General features: G+C 69.6%; 13 protein-coding genes. 9 read left to right on the forward strand and 4 right to left on the reverse strand.

From position 1 onward, the window contains the following. Positions 1-242 precede the first annotated feature (242 nt). Genes glgB through glgX form a run of 4 tightly spaced genes read left to right on the forward strand, consistent with a single transcriptional unit; the run spans position 243 to position 9,436 of the window. Complete coding sequence (gene glgB, locus BLO63_RS00640; RefSeq protein ID WP_091435880.1) at positions 243-2,483, forward strand: 1,4-alpha-glucan branching protein GlgB; 2,241 nt, start codon at positions 243-245, stop codon at positions 2,481-2,483. Between the two features lie 15 nt (positions 2,484-2,498). Further along, the gene (glgC, locus tag BLO63_RS00645) at positions 2,499-3,767 is read left to right on the forward strand and encodes a glucose-1-phosphate adenylyltransferase (RefSeq protein WP_091435882.1); all 1,269 of its coding nucleotides are present in this window, start codon (positions 2,499-2,501) and stop codon (positions 3,765-3,767) included. 51 nt (positions 3,768-3,818) lie between these two features. After that, on the forward strand, positions 3,819-5,276 hold the full coding sequence (gene glgA / locus BLO63_RS00650) for a glycogen synthase GlgA (protein WP_091435884.1): 1,458 nt from the start codon (positions 3,819-3,821) through the stop codon (positions 5,274-5,276). Beyond that, positions 5,273-9,436: a glycogen debranching protein GlgX gene (gene glgX, locus BLO63_RS00655; RefSeq protein ID WP_091435885.1), complete on the forward strand. Its 4,164-nt coding sequence runs from the start codon at positions 5,273-5,275 to the stop codon at positions 9,434-9,436. The genes glgA and glgX overlap by 4 nt, the downstream gene beginning before the upstream one ends. Positions 9,437-9,439: 3 nt before the next feature. Here the strand turns inward: glgX and BLO63_RS00660 are convergent, their stop codons facing one another. Further along, a complete protein-coding gene (locus tag BLO63_RS00660) occupies positions 9,440-9,730 on the reverse strand; it encodes a hypothetical protein (RefSeq protein WP_091435887.1) in 291 nt (96 codons plus the stop codon). A gap of 302 nt (positions 9,731-10,032) precedes the next feature. Between BLO63_RS00660 and BLO63_RS00665 the strand changes: the two genes are divergently transcribed. The 4 genes from BLO63_RS00665 (at position 10,033) to modC (ending at position 13,193) form a co-directional block, all read left to right on the forward strand. After that, positions 10,033-10,272, forward strand: coding sequence for a hypothetical protein (locus BLO63_RS00665; RefSeq protein ID WP_091435889.1), 240 nt, complete (start codon positions 10,033-10,035; stop codon positions 10,270-10,272). A gap of 166 nt (positions 10,273-10,438) precedes the next feature. After that, positions 10,439-11,233 (forward strand): molybdate ABC transporter substrate-binding protein, encoded by a 795-nt coding sequence (gene modA, locus BLO63_RS00670; RefSeq protein ID WP_091435890.1) that lies wholly within the window; start codon positions 10,439-10,441, stop codon positions 11,231-11,233. A gap of 161 nt (positions 11,234-11,394) precedes the next feature. Continuing rightward, positions 11,395-12,084: a molybdate ABC transporter permease subunit gene (gene modB / locus BLO63_RS00675; protein ID WP_091435892.1), complete on the forward strand. Its 690-nt coding sequence runs from the start codon at positions 11,395-11,397 to the stop codon at positions 12,082-12,084. Positions 12,085-12,086: 2 nt separating this feature from the next. Further along, positions 12,087-13,193 (forward strand): molybdenum ABC transporter ATP-binding protein, encoded by a 1,107-nt coding sequence (modC, locus tag BLO63_RS00680; RefSeq protein ID WP_091437210.1) that lies wholly within the window; start codon positions 12,087-12,089, stop codon positions 13,191-13,193. Between the two features lie 86 nt (positions 13,194-13,279). On the opposite strand, the gene BLO63_RS00685 is transcribed toward modC, so the two are convergent. Continuing rightward, positions 13,280-13,474 carry a hypothetical protein gene (locus BLO63_RS00685; protein WP_091435894.1) on the reverse strand — a complete coding sequence of 65 codons (195 nt, stop codon included), beginning with the start codon at positions 13,472-13,474 and terminating at the stop codon, positions 13,280-13,282. Between the two features lie 209 nt (positions 13,475-13,683). On the opposite strand from BLO63_RS00685, the gene BLO63_RS00690 reads away from it, so the two are divergent. Beyond that, positions 13,684-14,691 carry a glycosyltransferase gene (locus BLO63_RS00690; RefSeq protein ID WP_091435896.1) on the forward strand — a complete coding sequence of 336 codons (1,008 nt, stop codon included), beginning with the start codon at positions 13,684-13,686 and terminating at the stop codon, positions 14,689-14,691. Positions 14,692-14,734: 43 nt separating this feature from the next. Here the strand turns inward: BLO63_RS00690 and BLO63_RS00695 are convergent, their stop codons facing one another. Both BLO63_RS00695 and BLO63_RS00700 read right to left on the reverse strand, forming a co-directional pair. Further along, positions 14,735-15,160, reverse strand: a complete 426-nt coding sequence (locus tag BLO63_RS00695) for a winged helix-turn-helix domain-containing protein (protein WP_091435897.1) — start codon at positions 15,158-15,160, stop codon at positions 14,735-14,737. 71 nt (positions 15,161-15,231) lie between these two features. Continuing rightward, positions 15,232-16,599: a PepSY-associated TM helix domain-containing protein gene (locus BLO63_RS00700; protein WP_091435899.1), complete on the reverse strand. Its 1,368-nt coding sequence runs from the start codon at positions 16,597-16,599 to the stop codon at positions 15,232-15,234. Positions 16,600-16,636 lie beyond the last annotated feature (37 nt).

A 16,636-nucleotide genomic window follows, 5' to 3' on the forward strand; every position in this document is an offset into this window, starting at 1 on the left:
CTGCCGCGCCGCCGGCCTCACCGCCGGCGGCGCGCCTGCGCCTTGCCGCAGCGCCGGGCGACCTGCGGGGGGCCTCGCTCTCCCGCGGGTCTGCCTATCGCCGGCCCCCCGCCGGTAGCGCGGCGTTTACCTGATGCCGCGTTATGTGGCTGCGACGTGTGGACTTTGTGTTGGCGGTAGAGGAACCTTCACTGCGCACGGGGCTTGTCCCCGGTGTTTCGGCTCAGGAAGGGTTCGCAGTGATGCATCCGTGGCAGGCGCCCGAACGGGAGGTCGACGCTCTCGTCGCAGGCCGCCATCACGATCCGTTTTCCCTGCTGGGGCCGCACGAGTCGCCGCAAGGTCTGGTCCTGCGCGCCTTCGTCCCGCATGCGCGGACGCTGGAAGCGATCGAACCGGATGGGGCGGCCATTGCCGTGCTGGAGCTCCGGCACGGCGCCGGCTTCTTCGAGGGGCTGGTCCCCGGCCGCCCGGCCTGGGCGCGCTACCGCCTGCGCGCCCGCAACGAGGGCGGGGAATGGCTTCTCGACGATCCCTATTCCTTCCCGCCCGTACTCGGCCCGCTCGACGACCACCTGCTGGTCGAGGGCACCCATCGCACCCTCTATGAGCGGCTTGGCGCCCATCCCGATTCCCACGAGGGGATCGACGGCGTGCGCTTCGCCGTCTGGGCGCCGAATGCGGCGCGGGTCTCGGTGGTGGGCGATTTCAACCAGTGGGACGGGCGCCGCCACCAGATGCGCAAGCGCGTCGACAGCGGGCTGTGGGAGATTTTCGCCCCCGGCGTCGGCGAGGGCACGATCTACAAATACGAGATCGTTTCCGCCGATGGGCGGCTGCTGCCGCTGAAGGCCGACCCGTTCGGCTTCGCCGGCGAGTTCCGCCCCGCCACCGGCTCGATCGTGGCGCGCACCGACACGTTCGAGTGGAGCGATGCCGACCACATCGCCTCCCGTGCCGAGGGCGAGGCGCGCCGCAAGCCGATGAGCACCTATGAGGTGCATCTGGGCTCGTGGCGGCGCGGCGAGGAAAACCGCTTTCTCACCTATGACGAGCTGGCCGACCAGCTGATCCCCTATGTGCAGTGGATGGGCTTCACCCATATCGAGCTGCTGCCGATTTCCGAACACCCGCTGGACGCGTCCTGGGGCTACCAGCCGATCGGCCTGTTTGCCCCGACCAGCCGCTTCGGCGACCCGGCCGGCTTTGCCCGCTTTGTCGACAAGGCGCATCAGGCGGGGCTGTCGGTGATCCTCGACTGGGTGCCGGCGCATTTCCCCACCGACATTCACGGCCTGTCGCATTTCGACGGCGGCCCGCTCTACGAGCATTCCGACCCGCAGCGCGGCTTCCACCCGGACTGGAATACGGCGATCTACGACTTCGGCCGGCGGGAAGTCGCCAATATGCTGATCGCCAACGCGCTGTACTGGCTCGACCGCTTCCATGTCGACGGGCTGCGCGTCGATGCGGTGGCCTCGATGCTTTATCTCGATTATTCGCGCAAGCACGGGGAATGGTCGCCCAACCCCGATGGCTCGAACGACAACAAGGACGCGGTGTCGTTTTTGCGCCGGGCCAACGAGATCATCTATGCCGAGCATCCCGGCACGGTGGTCATTGCCGAGGAATCGACCTCCTGGGCCGGCGTCTCGCAGCCGGTGTTCGCCGGCGGGCTGGGCTTCGGCTTCAAATGGAACATGGGCTGGATGCACGACACGCTCGACTATCTGTCGACCGAGCCGATCTACCGCCCCTGGCACCACGACAAGGTGACGTTCGGCGTCACCTACGCCTTCTCGGAGAATTTCGTGCTGCCGCTCTCGCATGACGAGGTGGTGCACGGGAAGGGCACCATCCTCACCCGCATGCCGGGCGACGACTGGCAGAAATTCGCCAATATGCGTGCCGGCTACGGGATGATGTGGGCCAATTCCGGCAAGAAGCTGCTGTTCATGGGCCAGGAATTCGCCCAGCGCCGGGAATGGAGCGAGGAGCGCTCGCTCGACTGGCACCTGGTCGGCATGGGCCCGCACCATCGCGGCATGCAGCTGCTCGTGCGCGACCTCAACCTCGTCTATCGCGAGGAGCCGGCCCTGCACGCCCGCGACTGCGAGCCGGAGGGCTTCAGCTGGATCGTGGTGGATGACCGCCAGCAATCGGTCTTTGCCTGGGCCCGCTATGGCGAGGCCGACGACGCGCCCATCGTGATGGTGGCGAACCTCACCCCGGTGCCGCGCTCCGACTACCGCGTTGGCCTGCCGCGCGCCGGCCGCTGGCGCGAAATCCTGAACACCGATGCCGCGCTCTATGGCGGCTCGGGCATGGGCAATCTCGGCGAGGTGACGGCGGTGGACGAGCCGGCGCACGGATTGCCGGCCAGCGCCGCGCTGGTGCTGCCGCCGCTCGCCACGCTCTATTTCAAATGGGAACCGGAAAGCCGCGCCGACACGGCCGACCTACCCAAGCCGAACCTGAACTGAGGGAGATGACGCCACATGGCACGGCCGACGATGCAGAATGCCCCACTGGCCCGCTCCGCGATGGCCTATGTTCTCGCTGGCGGCCGTGGCAGCCGCCTGATGGAACTGACCGACCGGCGCGCCAAGCCGGCTGTCTATTTCGGCGGCAAGTCGCGGATCATCGACTTCACGCTCTCCAATGCCATCAATTCCGGCATTCGCCGCATCGGCGTCGCCACCCAGTACCAGGCGCACAGCCTGATCCGGCACATGCAGCGCGGCTGGAACTTCCTGCGCCACGAGCGCAATGAGAGCTTCGATGTGCTGCCGGCGAGCCAGCGCGTCTCGGAAACCATGTGGTATCTGGGGACGGCGGACGCGGTGTATCAGAACCTCGATATCATCGAGGCCTATGACACCCGCCACATCATCATCCTGGCCGGCGACCACGTCTACAAGCAGGACTACGAGATCATGCTCCAGCAGCATGTCGACACCGGCGCCGACGTGACGGTGGGCTGCCTGGAAGTGGCGCGGGAGGAGGCGAGCGCCTTCGGCGTCATGCATGTCGACGAGAAGGACCGCATCATCTCCTTCCTGGAAAAGCCGAAGGACCCGCCCGCCATGCCCGGCCGGCCGGACAAGGCGCTGGCCTCGATGGGCATCTATGTCTTCGAGACCAAGTTCCTGATCGACCAGCTCCGCCGCGATGCCGCCGACCCGCTGTCGACGCATGATTTCGGCAAGGACATCATTCCCTACATCGTCAAGAACGGCACCGCCTCGGCGCATCATTTCTCGCGCTCATGCGTACGTTCCGACCAGGAGACCGCCCCCTATTGGCGCGATGTCGGCACGGTGGACGCCTATTGGGAGGCCAATATCGACCTCACCGGCGTCGTCCCCGAGCTCGACCTCTACGACCGCGACTGGCCGATCTGGACCTATGCCGAGATCACCCCGCCGGCCAAGTTCGTGCATGATGATGAGGGCCGGCGCGGACAGGCGATCTCCTCGCTGGTGTCGGGCGGCTGCATCATCTCCGGCTCGTCGCTGCGCCGGGCGCTGCTGTTCACCGGGGTGCGGATCAATTCCTACGGCTCGATCGAGAATGGTGTCATCCTGCCCTATGTCGAGATCGGCCGCTCGGCGCGGCTGAAGAATGTGGTGATCGATTCGCATGTCCGCATTCCCGAAGGGCTGGTCATCGGCGAGGACCCGGAACTGGACGCCAAGCGCTTCCGGCGGACGGAAAAGGGCATCTGCCTCATCACCCAGACCATGATCGACAAGCTGGCGCTGTAAGGCGCCGGCGATCGGCGTCACGTCACTCAACGTCAAGATTCGGGATCGGGCGTGTCATCGTTCAAGGTTCTCTCCGTCGTTTCGGAAGTCTTTCCGCTGGTGAAGACCGGCGGCCTCGCCGATGTGGCCGGCGCCCTGCCGGCCGCGCTGGGGCGCCATGGCGTGGAGACGCGCACGCTCATTCCCGGCTATCCCACCGTGATGGCGGCGCTCGGCCACCGCGAGACGGTGCACCGCTTCGACGACCTGTTCGGCGGGCCGGCGACGCTGCTGGACGGCAAGGCCGGCGGGCTCGACCTGTTCGTGATCGACGCGCCCCATCTCTATGACCGGCCCGGGGGACCCTATATGGGCCCCGACGGACTGGACTGGGCCGACAATGCGCGGCGCTTCGCGGCGCTGGGGGCGGTGGCCTCCGGCGTCGGGCTCGGGCTGGTGCCGGGCTTCGTGCCCGACATCGTGCACGCCCATGACTGGCAGGCGGGCCTCGCCCCGGCCTATCTCTACTATGCCGGCACCAGGCGGCCGGGCACGGTGATGACGATCCACAACATCGCCTTTCAGGGGCAGTTCCCGGCCCATGACTTCCCTATGCTCGGCCTGCCGCCGCACGCCTTCGGCCTGCACGGGGTCGAGTATTACGGCATGGTCGGCTACCTCAAGGCCGGGCTGCAGCTCGCCGACCGCCTCACCACCGTCTCCCCCGGCTATGCCGGCGAAATCCTGCTTCCCGATGCCGGCATGGGGCTCGATGGTCTGCTGAACGCCCGTAGCCATCTGCTCACCGGTATCCTCAACGGGCTTGACGAGGCGGGCTGGAACCCGGCCACCGACACGCTGATCGCCAAGCCGTTCGACGCGAAGTCGCTGAAGACGCGCGTCGCCAACAAGGTGGCGCTGAAAGAGGCATTCGGGCTCGATGCCGATCCCGAGGCACTGCTGTTCGGCGTGGTCAGCCGGCTGTCCTGGCAGAAGGGGCTGGACCTGCTGGCCGACAGCCTCGACACGCTGCTGGGCCTTGGCGCGCAGCTGGTGCTGCTCGGGGCGGGCGATGCGGATCTGGCCGGGCGTTTCGCCGGGGCGGCGCATGTCCATCCCGGCCGCATCGGCGTGCAGCTCGGCTATGACGAGGGCGTCGCACACCGCATCCAGGCCGGGGCGGACATGCTGATCGTGCCCTCGCGCTTCGAGCCCTGCGGCCTTACCCAGCTCTCGGCGCTGCGCTATGGCGCGCTGCCGCTGGTGGCGCGGGTCGGCGGCCTCGCCGACACGGTGATCGACGTCAACGAGATGGCGCGCTCGGCCGGCGTCGGCACCGGCATCCAGTTCTCGCCCGTCACCACGCCGGCGCTGCAGATGGCGCTGAAGCGCGCCGCCGGCCTGTGGCGCGACCAGGCGCTGTGGCAGAAGCTGCAGCGCAACGCTATGGCGACGGACGTTTCCTGGGAACGCGCCGCGCGCCAGTACGACACGCTGTTCCGCACCCTGGCGGCGGAGCGCGCCGCGTGAGCGACTTCGCCGTCTCGACCGGAAGCCCGGAGCCGCTCGGCGTTACGGCGGATGCGCGCGGCGTCAATGTCGCGGTGTTCTCCGCCCATGCCACCCGCATCGAGTTCTGCCTGTTCGACCCGGCGGGCGACAAGGAAATCGCCCGCCTCGCGCTGCCCGCCCGCACCGGCGACGTGTTCCACGCCCATATATCCGGGGTACCGGCCGGCGCGCGCTACGGGCTGCGGGCGGCGGGGCCGTGGGCACCGCAGGAGGGGCATCGCTTCAACCCCGCCAAGCTGCTGGTCGACCCCTATGCCAGCCGGCTCGACCGGCCGTTCACGCTCGATGCGGCGCTGTTCGACGCCCGCGCCAATGGGGCGGCGCGCGACGAGACCGACAGCGCCTTCGCCCTGCCGAAGGCGATCGTGATGCCGGCGGAAGCCTCGCCTATGACGGCAGCCCGCCCGCCCTTCCGCTGGGACGCGCAGGTGCTCTACGAGCTGCATGTGCGTGGCTTCACCATGCGCCATCAGGACATTCCGGCCGGCATGCGCGGCACGTTTGCGGCGCTGGCGCAGCCCGCCGCGCTCGACCATCTGGTGCGCCTCGGCGTCACCACGGTCGAATTGATGCCCGCCATGGCGTGGATCGACGAGCGGCACCTGCCGCCGCTCGGGCTGACCAATTACTGGGGCTACAACCCGGTCCTGTTCGGCGCCCCGGATCCGCGCCTGGCGCCGGGCGGCTTCGACGAGATTGCCCGCACCATCGCCGCGCTGCACGAGGCGGGGATTGCCGTCGTGCTCGACGTGGTGCTGAACCATTCCGGCGAGAGCGACGCGCTCGGCCCGACGCTGAGCCTGCGCGGGCTCGACAACGCGACCTATTACCGCCACGCCGCCGACGATCCCTCCCGCCTCGTCAACGATGCCGGCACCGGCAACACGCTGGCGCTGGAGCGGGCGCCGGTGCTGCGCCTCGCCATGGACGCGCTGCGCCGCTGGGCCGCCTGCGGGCTGGACGGTTTCCGCTTCGACCTCGCCGCCACGCTGGGCCGGCGGCCGGAAGGCTTCGACCCGGAGGCGCCGTTCCTCGCCGCCATGCAGCAGGACCCGGCGCTGCGCGAGCTCGCTTTGATCGCCGAGCCCTGGGATATCGGCCCGGGCGGCTATCAGGTCGGGCGCTTTCCGCCCGGCTGGGGCGAGTGGAACGACCGTTTCCGCGACACCGCCCGGCATTTCTGGCGCGGCGATGGCGGCGTGGTGGGCGAGCTGGCGACGCGGCTGGCGGGCTCCTCCGACATCTTCGCCGGGCGCAACCGCCCGCTCTCGCGCGGCATCAATTTCGTCACCGCCCATGACGGCTTCACCCTGGCCGACCTCGTCGCCTTTGCGGGCAAGCACAACGAGGCCAATGGCGAGCACAACCGCGACGGCACCGATAATAATGTGAGCTGGAACCACAGCGTCGAGGGCTGGACCGACGATCCCGCCATCAACGCCGCCCGGCGCGGCGATGTGCGGGCGCTGCTGGCGACGCTGCTGGTGGCGCGCGGCACGCCGATGCTGACCATGGGCGACGAGTGCGGCCGCTCGCAGGCCGGCAACAACAACGCCTATGCGCAAGACAACGAACTCACCTGGCTCGACTGGTCGAAGACCGATGCGGAACTCGCCGCCTTCACCGCGCGGCTGGTGAAGCTGCGGCTCGCCCATCGCGCCCTGCGCGGGCAGGCGCCGCTGACCGGGCGTCCGCCCGATGGCAGCGGCCTCGCCGATGTCGACTGGCGCGATCCGGCTGGCGGCACGGTGCGCTGGAATGACGGCGCCACCCGCGCGCTGGTGGTGGTGTTCTACGCGCCGGAAGCCGACGGCGAGGCGGCCGATCGTGTCGCGGTGGCGCTCAACGCCTCCGACGCCGCGCAGGCGGTGGTTCTGCCGGAACCGCGCGACGGCTTCGTCTGGCGGGTGGCGGCCGATACGGCGCAGCCCGACCGGGAGACGGGTGACACGCTGGACGAGACATTCGAGGTGGCGCCGCGCGCGGTGCTGATCCTCACCGAGGAGGCGCTGGCGACGGCGCCGCGCCGTGCCGCCGCGCCCGATCAGCTGGAGAAGCTCTCTGCCGCCGCCGGCATTGACGCCCAGTGGTTCGCCGCCGACGGCAAGGCGCAGCAGGTGGGCGACGACACCAAGCGCGCGCTGCTCGCCGCGCTCGGCCTGCCGGCTGGCACCCATGGCGAGGTGAATGACAGCCTTGCCCGGCTGTCCGCCCAGCATTTCGACCGCGACATTCCCTTTGCCGCCGTGCTGCGGCAGGGAACGGCGCCGCTGCTGACGCTGGCGGGCGAGGCGGCGCAGGCCTCGCGCCGGCTCGACCTCACGCTGTTTCTGGAGGACGGGCAGGAGATCGACCTCCCGGTGCGGCCGGAGGACGGCACGCGCCGAAGCGTCGAGCGGCCGGACGGCCGGCAGGCGGTGCTGCGCGCGCTCGCCCTGCCGGAATTGCCGCCCGGGCGGCATGTGCTGCGGCTCGGCAAGGATGAATGCCGGCTCACCGTTGCCCCGCCGGCCTGCTACCTGCCGCCCGGCCTCGACGGCGGCGGCCGGCTGTTCGGCATCGGCACCCATCTCTACACGCTGCGGCGGGGCGAGGCGGACCAGGGCATCGGCGATTTCACCGCGCTGGGCGAGCTTGGGGTGCGGGCGGCGCAGGCCGGCGCGCGTACGGTCGGCCTCAACCCGCTGCATGCGCTGTTCCCTGACGAGCGCGAGCGGGCGAGCCCCTATTCGCCCTCCGACCGGCGTTTTCTCGACCCGATCTATATCGACGTCGCCGCGCTCGGCGCCGATTTCGCGGGCTTTGCCGGCGTCAGCGCGGCGCAGGCGGTGGATTATCCGGGCGTCTGGGCGGCCAAGCAGGCAGCGCTCAAGGTCGCTTTCGCCGCCTTCGAGCGGGCGCCCGACGCCGATTTCGACCGTTTCGTCGCCGAGGGCGACGCGGCGCTGGCGCGCTTCGCGCTGTTCCAGGCCATTGCCGGCGCCTATCCCGGCACACACTGGCGCGACTGGCCGGACGGGTTGAACGAGGCCGGCAGCGCGGCGGTCGAGGCCTTCGGCCGCGCCCATGGCGAGGCGTTCCGCTTCGCGCTGTGGCAGCAATGGGTCGCCGACCGGCAATTGGCCGGCGCAGCGGAGCGGGCACGGGCGGCGGGCCTCTCGCTCGGCCTCTACCGCGACCTCGCCGTCGGCACCGCGCCTGACGGAGCGGAAGCCTGGTCGGAAGCCGATATGCTGATGCCGGGCGTCACCATTGGCGCACCGCCGGACCCGCTGGGGCCGGAGGGGCAGAACTGGAGCCTGCCGCCCTTCGACCCGCTGGCGCTGCAGCGCGACGGCTATCACCGCTATGCCGGGCTGGTGCGGGCCAATATGCGCCATGCCGGGGCGCTGCGGATCGACCATGTGATGGGGCTGCGGCGGCTGTTCCTCATTCCCGAGGGCGCGCGCGGGTCGGAGGGCGCCTATCTCGCCATGCCGTTCGAGGCGCTGGCGGCGCAGGTGGCGCTGGAAAGCGCGCGGGCGCAGTGCCTCGTCGTCGGCGAGGATCTCGGCACCGTGCCGTTCGGCATGCGCGACCAGCTCAATGACGAGCGCATGCTCTCCTATCGTGTGCTGTGGTTCGAACAGAAGGCCGGGGTGTTCACGCCGCCGCAGGACTATCCGGCGCTGGCGGCCGCCTGCGTCTCCACCCATGACCTGCCGACGCTGGCCGGCTGGTGGGAGGGGATGGACCTGAAAGAGCGCCACGCGCTCGGGCTCGTCGACGCGGACGCCTATGCGGCGGGGCTGCTGGAGCGCGCCACCGAGCGCGAGCAGCTGTGCGAGGCGCTGCTGCAGGAAGAGCTGATCACCGCGCTGCCGGCGGCGGAGGCGCCGCTGGACGACGCGCTGCTGGCGGCGATCCACGCCTTCGTCTCGCGCACCCATGCCGGGCTGGCGCTGGCGCAGCTGGACGATCTCGCCGGCGAGACGGTGGCGGCGAACCTGCCCGGCACCGACCGGGAGCGGCCGAACTGGCGGCGCCGGCTGTCGCTGCCGCTCGATGCGGTGATGGACAGCCCGCGCGCCAAGGCCGCGCTCGCCGCCATGGCGGGCGAGCGCGGCGGGGAGCCGTAAGGCTTACGGCGTGGCGGGGGCCGGCGCGGGATCGGCCGGTGCCGGGGTGACGGGCGCGGGCTCGGCCGGGGTGCTTGGCTGAACGGCGGGATCGTTGGCCGGGGGCATCGTCACTTCGGGCGCCGGCGGCGGCGGGGTGATGGGATCGGCCGCCGGGGGAACCGTCGGGCTCGCGGCGGGTGGCGTCGGGTTTTCCGTCGGCTGGGTGGTCATCCGTCCCGAATACTGTACGGCGGCATAGGCAGCGATCACGAGAACGATCGCGGCCACGATCAGCATCATATTGCGGCTCATTGAAGCGCGTCTCCGGCTGGTGGTCCGGCGGCAGCGCCGAACGTCCGACACTGCGCGCCCGGCCCACGAGGCATGGCTCCACGGGGTGCCCGCAGGCGGGTCCGTTGCGGGAAAATCCACAGGCGAGCAGCGGCCCGGGCGCAACAAAGCGGCGCCTCCCGTGGATTTACCATTGTCGCAACGTCGCGATTAGACGAAAGTTCCTGCTCCATTCCGCCGCAGGGCGGGACGCCGACAAACCGAGCCGCGCCCACGCGGCCGCCATGTCCGTCGCCACGACGGTCCTAAGGGAGGGGAACACCATGCCGCACGCCGACTTCGACGTCGTGACCCTGTCGCCTTCCACCGTGCGGGTGATGCACCGCGTCGCCCACCATATCTACGAATTCGCCCTGATCGAGGATGGCAGCGGCCGCCGCGTGGTCCGTCGCGGGCCGCAGATCACCTGCGGGCGCGGCGGCGATGTTCCGGCGCTCGATCTGTTGACCGCCGCCGAGCAGGTGGCGGCCGCCACCGCCCGCCACACCGGCATGATCGACTGACACGGCGCGGCGCCAGGACGCCGCCCTTCCGACGCCCTTCCTTCTCTGACGCTGCCGCGCGGAGCCATGGCGCGCGCTCGCGCGCATTGGCGCTGGAATCCCGCATCCAATCATGTATATGAAGGAATACATGTATATGCGTGGATATAGGTTCAGGGAGACCCTCATGCTGTCCCGTCGCTCGTTTGTCCGCCCGTTCGCGGTGGCGCTCGCCCTTGCCGGGCTTCTCGGTGGCCCCTTCGCTTCCGGCGCGGTACAGGCGCAGCCGGCGCTGACCGTCTTCGCCGCCGCCAGCCTGACCAACGCCTTCCAGGACATCGGCAAGCTCTACAAGGCGAAGACCGGCCAGGAAGTGGCCTTCTCCTTCGCCGCCTCCTCGGCGCTGGCCAAGCAGCTGGAAGCCGGCGCGCCGGCAGCGATCTTCGCCTCGGCCGACAACAAGTGGATGGACTACACCGAGGCCAAGGACCTGACGCTGAAGGCGACCCGGGTCACGCCGATCGGCAACAGCCTCGTGCTGATCATGCCGGCGGACACGGCGACGCCGGTGACGTTCGACGCCTCCTTCGACTGGCTGGCCTTCCTCGGCACGGATGGGCGCATCGCCACCGGCCTCACCGACAGCGTGCCGGCCGGCATCTATGCCAAGGCGGCGCTGACCAGCCTCGGCGCCTGGGACAAGGTGCAGCCCCGCATTGTCGGCGCGGAAAGCGTGCGCGCGGCGCTGGCGCTGGTGGAGCGCGGCGAGGCGCGTGCCGGCATCGTCTATTCCACCGACGCGGCAATCGCGAAGAACGTGAAGGTGGTCGCCACCTTCCCGGCCGGCAGCCACCCGCCGGTGGAATACCCGTTCGAGATCGTCAAGGGCCAGGACAACCCGGCGACGCGGGCCTTCTTCGACTTCCTGACCGGGCCGGAAGCGAAGGTGGTGTACGCCAAGTACGGCTTCGTGGTGAAGTGAGGCGTCGCCTCGGAATGATGCGGTGGCAGACGGGCTGCGTGCTTCGAGGCCGGCCTTCCGGCCGGCACCTCAGCATGACGCCGCGTCGGGACTTGGAACCCCGTCATCCTGAGGTGCTCGCGCAGCGAGCCTCGAAGGATATTCGATAAAGGCCCGGAAGCATGCTCACCCCCGAGGAATGGACCGCCGTCGCGCTCAGCCTGCGGGTGGCATTCTGGGCGACGTTCTGGAGCCTGCCGGTGGCGGTGCTCACCGCCTTCGTGCTGGCGCGGTCGCGGTTTGCCGGAAAAAGCCTGCTCGACGGGCTGGTCTATCTGCCGCTGGTGCTGCCCAAGGTGGTGGTGGGCTATCTGCTGCTGCTCACGCTCGGCGGGCGCGGGCTGATCGGCCAGTATCTCGACGCCTGGTTCGGCATCAAGCTGATCTTCACCACGGCAGGGGCGACGGTGGCGGCGGCGGTGGTGAGCTTTCCGCTCACCGTCAACGCCATCCGCCTGGCGCTGGAGGCGGTAGACCGGGGGCTGGAGACGGCGGCACGCACGCTCGGCGCGTCACGGCTCGACGTGTTCTTCTCGGTGACGCTGCCGCTGATGCTGCCGGGCATTCTCTCCGGCGCGCTGCTTGCCATCGCCTCGGCGCTGGGCGAGTTCGGCGCCACCATCACCTTCGTCTCCAATGTCGAGGGCCAGACCCGCACCATCCCGCTCGCCATCTACAGCGCCACCCATATGCCCGATGGCGACGCCATGGCGCTGCGGCTGACGCTGGTCTCGGTAGTGCTGGCGCTCGGCTCGCTGCTGCTGGCCAGCCTCTGCGACCGGCGTATCCGCGTGATGATCGGGCGGGCGTGATCATGATTGAGGTCGAGTTCCGCTTGGCGCGGCCCGGCGGCTTCACGCTGGAATGCGGCTTCGCCGTGCCCGCGCGCGGCGTCACCGCGCTGTTCGGCCGCTCGGGAGCGGGCAAGACCACCATCATCCAGGCGGTGGCCGGCGTGGTGCGGCCCGATGCCGGGCGCATCGTGGTGGATGGCGAGGTGTTCTTCGATTCCGCCCGCGGCATCGACGTGCCGATCGAGGCGCGGCGGGTCGGCTATGTGTTCCAGGATTCGCGGCTGTTTCCGCACCTCAAGGTCGAGGGCAATCTGCGCTATGGCGAGCGGCGCAGCCGGGCGGCGGAGCGGCGCATCGGCTTCGACGCGGTGGTGGACCTGCTCGGCATCGGCCCTCTGCTCGCCCGTCGGCCGCACACGCTGTCGGGCGGCGAGCGCCAGCGCGTCGCCATCGGCCGGGCGCTGCTGGCGCAGCCGCGCCTGCTCTTGATGGACGAGCCGCTGGCGGCGCTGGATGGCGCGCGCAAGGCGGAAATCCTGCCCTATCTGGAGCGGCTGCGCGACACGATGGGCCTGCCCATTCTCTATGTCAGCCATGCCCTCGACGAGGTGCTGCGCCTCGCCGATACGCTGGTGGCGCTGCGCGAGGGGCGGCAGGTGGCGGCCGGGCCGTTGGCGCAGGTGATGTCGCGGCCGGACATGCTGCCGGTGCTCGGGCGCTTTGACCTCGGCACGCTGCTCGACTGCGAGGTGGTCCGGCACGATGCCGCCTATGGGCTGTCCACCCTTGCGTTCTCGGGCGGGGAACTGCGGGTGCCGCAGGTCGAGCGCGCCGTCGGCGGCAAGGTGCGGGCACGGGTGCGGGCGCGCGATGTTGCTATCGCTTTGGCCAAGCCCGAGGGCGTCTCGGTCTCCAACCTGCTGCCGGCGGTGGTGGAAGAGGTGCGGGCGCAGGAAGGCCCCTATGCCGACATCGCCCTGCGGGTCGGCGAGACCCAGCTCGCCGCCATGGTGACGCGCGAGAGCGTCGAGCGTCTGGGGCTGCGGCCCGGGCTCCCGGTCTGGGCGATGGTGAAGTCAGTGGCGGTGGAGGGAAGCCGCCCGGAATTCCTCGATGCCGGTCTCTAACCACTCATCTGGCGCAATGTCCCGTCGCGAAAGTGCGGCAACTTTCTTCTTTACGCGAACCGGAATCCACGCCGCTCGAAAATGCTCTACGGCGCCTCAATGATCGGCGCCACGCCCGGCCCGACCGCCTGCTCATCGCGGACGAAGCCGATCGCGGCGAGCACGACCAGCGCCAGCACCAGCGCCACCAGAATCAGCCGCACCGGCGTCGAGCGCCGCCCGACCACGCCGATGGCGATCAGCAGCAGAAGAATGAGGATGACGAGGATGATGGTCTGCATGGGGCCCCTTGATACGGTGGCGGAAATCGCCGTGACAGAGTGATCCGATCCACAGGGCGGGGCAACCCCGGCTGTCCGGTGCCGCCGCGCGCGGCAGGCTGACCCTTTTCAACCCCTGGCCGTGCTGCGGCGCCCTGCACGTCGTTGCCCGGCCTGTCCGATGGTGCCAGACTTGGTCGGGCCGCCGGCATTGCTTCTGGATTTGATTGATGACTCCGCGAATTTCCATCGTCATGGCCACGTATAATGGCGCGACGTTTCTGGAAGAGCAGCTTTGCAGCCTTGAGCGGCAGAGCCTGGCGCCCTTCGAGCTTGTCATCAGCGACGACGATTCGTCCGACGGCACGGACGAGATTCTCGCGCGTTTCGCCAGTCGGGCGGCGTTTCCCGTCCGCATCAGCAAGAACAGGCCGGGCCTGGGCTTCCGCGACAATTTCCTGCGTGCGGCGGAGCGGGCGAGCGGGGACTGGATCGCCTTCTGCGACCAGGACGATGTCTGGCGCGCGGACAAGCTCGCCCGCTGCGCGGAGCATATGGCGCAGCCGGAGGTGACGCAGATTGCCCATCAGGCCCGTCTCATTGGGCAGGATGGGGCCTTTCTCGGCCTGTTCGACCAGGGCATCGTCTCGTCGGGCCTGCGGCCGCCGCTCTTCTACGATGTCTGGGGCACCTTTTGGGGGTTCTCGCTGGTGGTGCGGCGCACGGTGCTGGGCGTGGCGCCGGCCGATCGGCGCTTCGTCGACTATATCGACCCGCGCTTTCCTATCGCGCATGATCGCTGGGCGTTCTTTCTTGCCCAGACGCTGGGCCATACCGTCGAGCTCGCCGAGCCGCTCGTCGACTACCGCCAGCATGCGGCAAACCTGTTCGGTGCGGGGCGGGGCCGGCCGCCGGCGCCGGCCGAGACGCGACAGGCCGTGATCGCGAAGCATGCGGGCTATATCGCCGCCACGCGGCGCATGGTCGAGATCGTCCAGGGCCTGCCGCGATCGGCCGAGGCGGCGTTTCCCGCCTTCAACCGGCAGCGGGCGGAGGCGGTGTATCGCCATGCGCTGCGCCAGGTGGAGGCGAGAGGCCGGATCTATGACGGCCCGGCGATGGCATCCGCCGCGCGGTGCCTTCGCGCGCTGATCTCCGGCCACTATCGGAACGCGCAGAACGATACCACCCGCTGGCGGTCTTTCGCCAAGGACATGGCCTTGAGCTTGCGGCCCTGAGCTTACGGCCCTGAGAGGGGCTGTCGACCGGCCCGCCGCGCCCTCAGCCCGGTTCGGCCGCCGCCTCCAGCGGCGCCAGCGCGGCGCGCAGCTCGTCGACGGCGGCGCGGCTGGCGGCGGTGCTGCTGCGCTCGACGTCGCGATAAAGCGCGATCAGCCTTTCGCCGAACGGGGTGAGGTCGGTGCCGTGGCCGCGCCGGCCGGGATGGGTTTCCACCACCGGCTGGCGGAAGCAGCGTCCGATCTCGTCCACCAGCAGCCAGGCGCGGCGATAGCTCATGCCGAGCCGGCGCGCGGCCGAGAGGATGGAGCGCTCGGTGCGGATGGTCTCCAGAAGCTCGATCATCCCCGGCCCGAGGTGGCGGCCATCGCCGAAATAGACGCGGATGAACAGCCCGTCGCGCGGGCGGGGCGTGGTGTCCCCGTCCGTCTTGTCTGCGGTCGAGTCCGTCTGCGTGTGCCGTGCCATGCGCGCCTCTTGCCCCACACGCAATGTTAAGGGAAGAGGCGCGCGGCTGGAACCCGCTCAGGCTACGCGCCTCAGGCGGTGCGCAGCTTCGGGCGGCGACGGGCGAAGGCAAGGTCCAGCAGCACCATCACCACCAGCGAGGCCCCGACCAGCGGGAAGATCACCCCGACCACCGCCATGATGGCGATCAGGCCCCACATCACCCCCGCGCTGGTGGGGGCGGGCGGAACGCCGAGCGAGCCAGCCGGACGGCGCTTCCACCACATCACCCCGGCGGAGACCGCCATCAGGATGATGGCGAGGCACACCACCAGCAGGAACAGCTGGTTGGCCAGCCCGAATTCCTGGCCCATGTGGAAGTTGATGCCCCATTCCATCGCCTTCGCCGCCGGGCCGTAATCGGCATAGGAGAAGTCGATCAGCGGCGTGCCGGTGTACTGGTCGAGATGGACGACGCGCTGCTTGGACAGGTCGTCGGGATAGACGGTGGCGGAATAGACGCCGGTCGGCCCGCCCGGCAGGCTGAGCGTATAGCCGGGTGACACGCCGAGCTTGTCGACGATACCCGCCGCCTTGTCGACGCCGATGGGCGTGCCGGCGGCCGGGGTCGATTCCGGCATCTTCGCCTGTTCAAGCGACCAGGTCGTCGGGCCGTTGGCGTGGGCGAGGTGCTCGTCCGACATCGGCACGTTCACATAGAGGCCTGCGGGGTAGCCGTAATTGGAGCTGTTGGCCCACTCATTGACCTTGTTGCCCCACACCAGCGACCACGGCATGCCCGACAGCGACATGAAGGCGATGACGACGCCGGCAAAGGCGCCGGTGACGGCGTGCAGGTCACGCCAGAAGACGCGCTTGCGCGGGGTGCCGCGCACGCTCACCACGCCGCCCATCTGCTTGCGCGGCCACCAGAGATAGAAGCCGGTGGCGACCAGCAGGATCGACCAGCCGCCGACGATCTCGATGATGCCATTGGTGATGGTGCCGAACTCCGCCAGGCTGTGCACCCGGCGCATCCACCACATGATCGTCCCGCGATCCGGCAGTTCGCCCAGCACCCGGGAATCATAGGGGTCGACATAGACCGAGCGGCGCGCGCCCTCCGCGGTCTTGATCACCACCTCGGCCGAGGCGGTGGCATCGACCGGGGAGATGATCTTCAGCGCCGTGCCGGGGCGGGATGCGAGCGCGGCGCCGATCCAGGCGCTGGGCGCCTCGGCCGGGGTGGCGCGGGCATCGACCACTTTCAGCTGGTGGTGCCAGGCATTGTCGATCTCCTCGCGGAAGAGATAGAGCCCGCCCGTCACCGAGAGCAGGATGAGGAACGGCAGTACCAGCAGGCCGGCATAGAAATGCCAGCGCCAGACGGCGCGGTAGAGATTGGCCGAGCGCTCTTCGGCGTCGCGGCCCGGAATGTCGGACACAATTGTGGTGCTCATCGGAGAGAGTTCCGGAAAATGAGGGCGACAGCACGCG

Source organism: Ancylobacter rudongensis (assembly GCF_900100155.1).
Classification (GTDB): Bacteria; Pseudomonadota; Alphaproteobacteria; order Rhizobiales; family Xanthobacteraceae; genus Ancylobacter; species Ancylobacter rudongensis.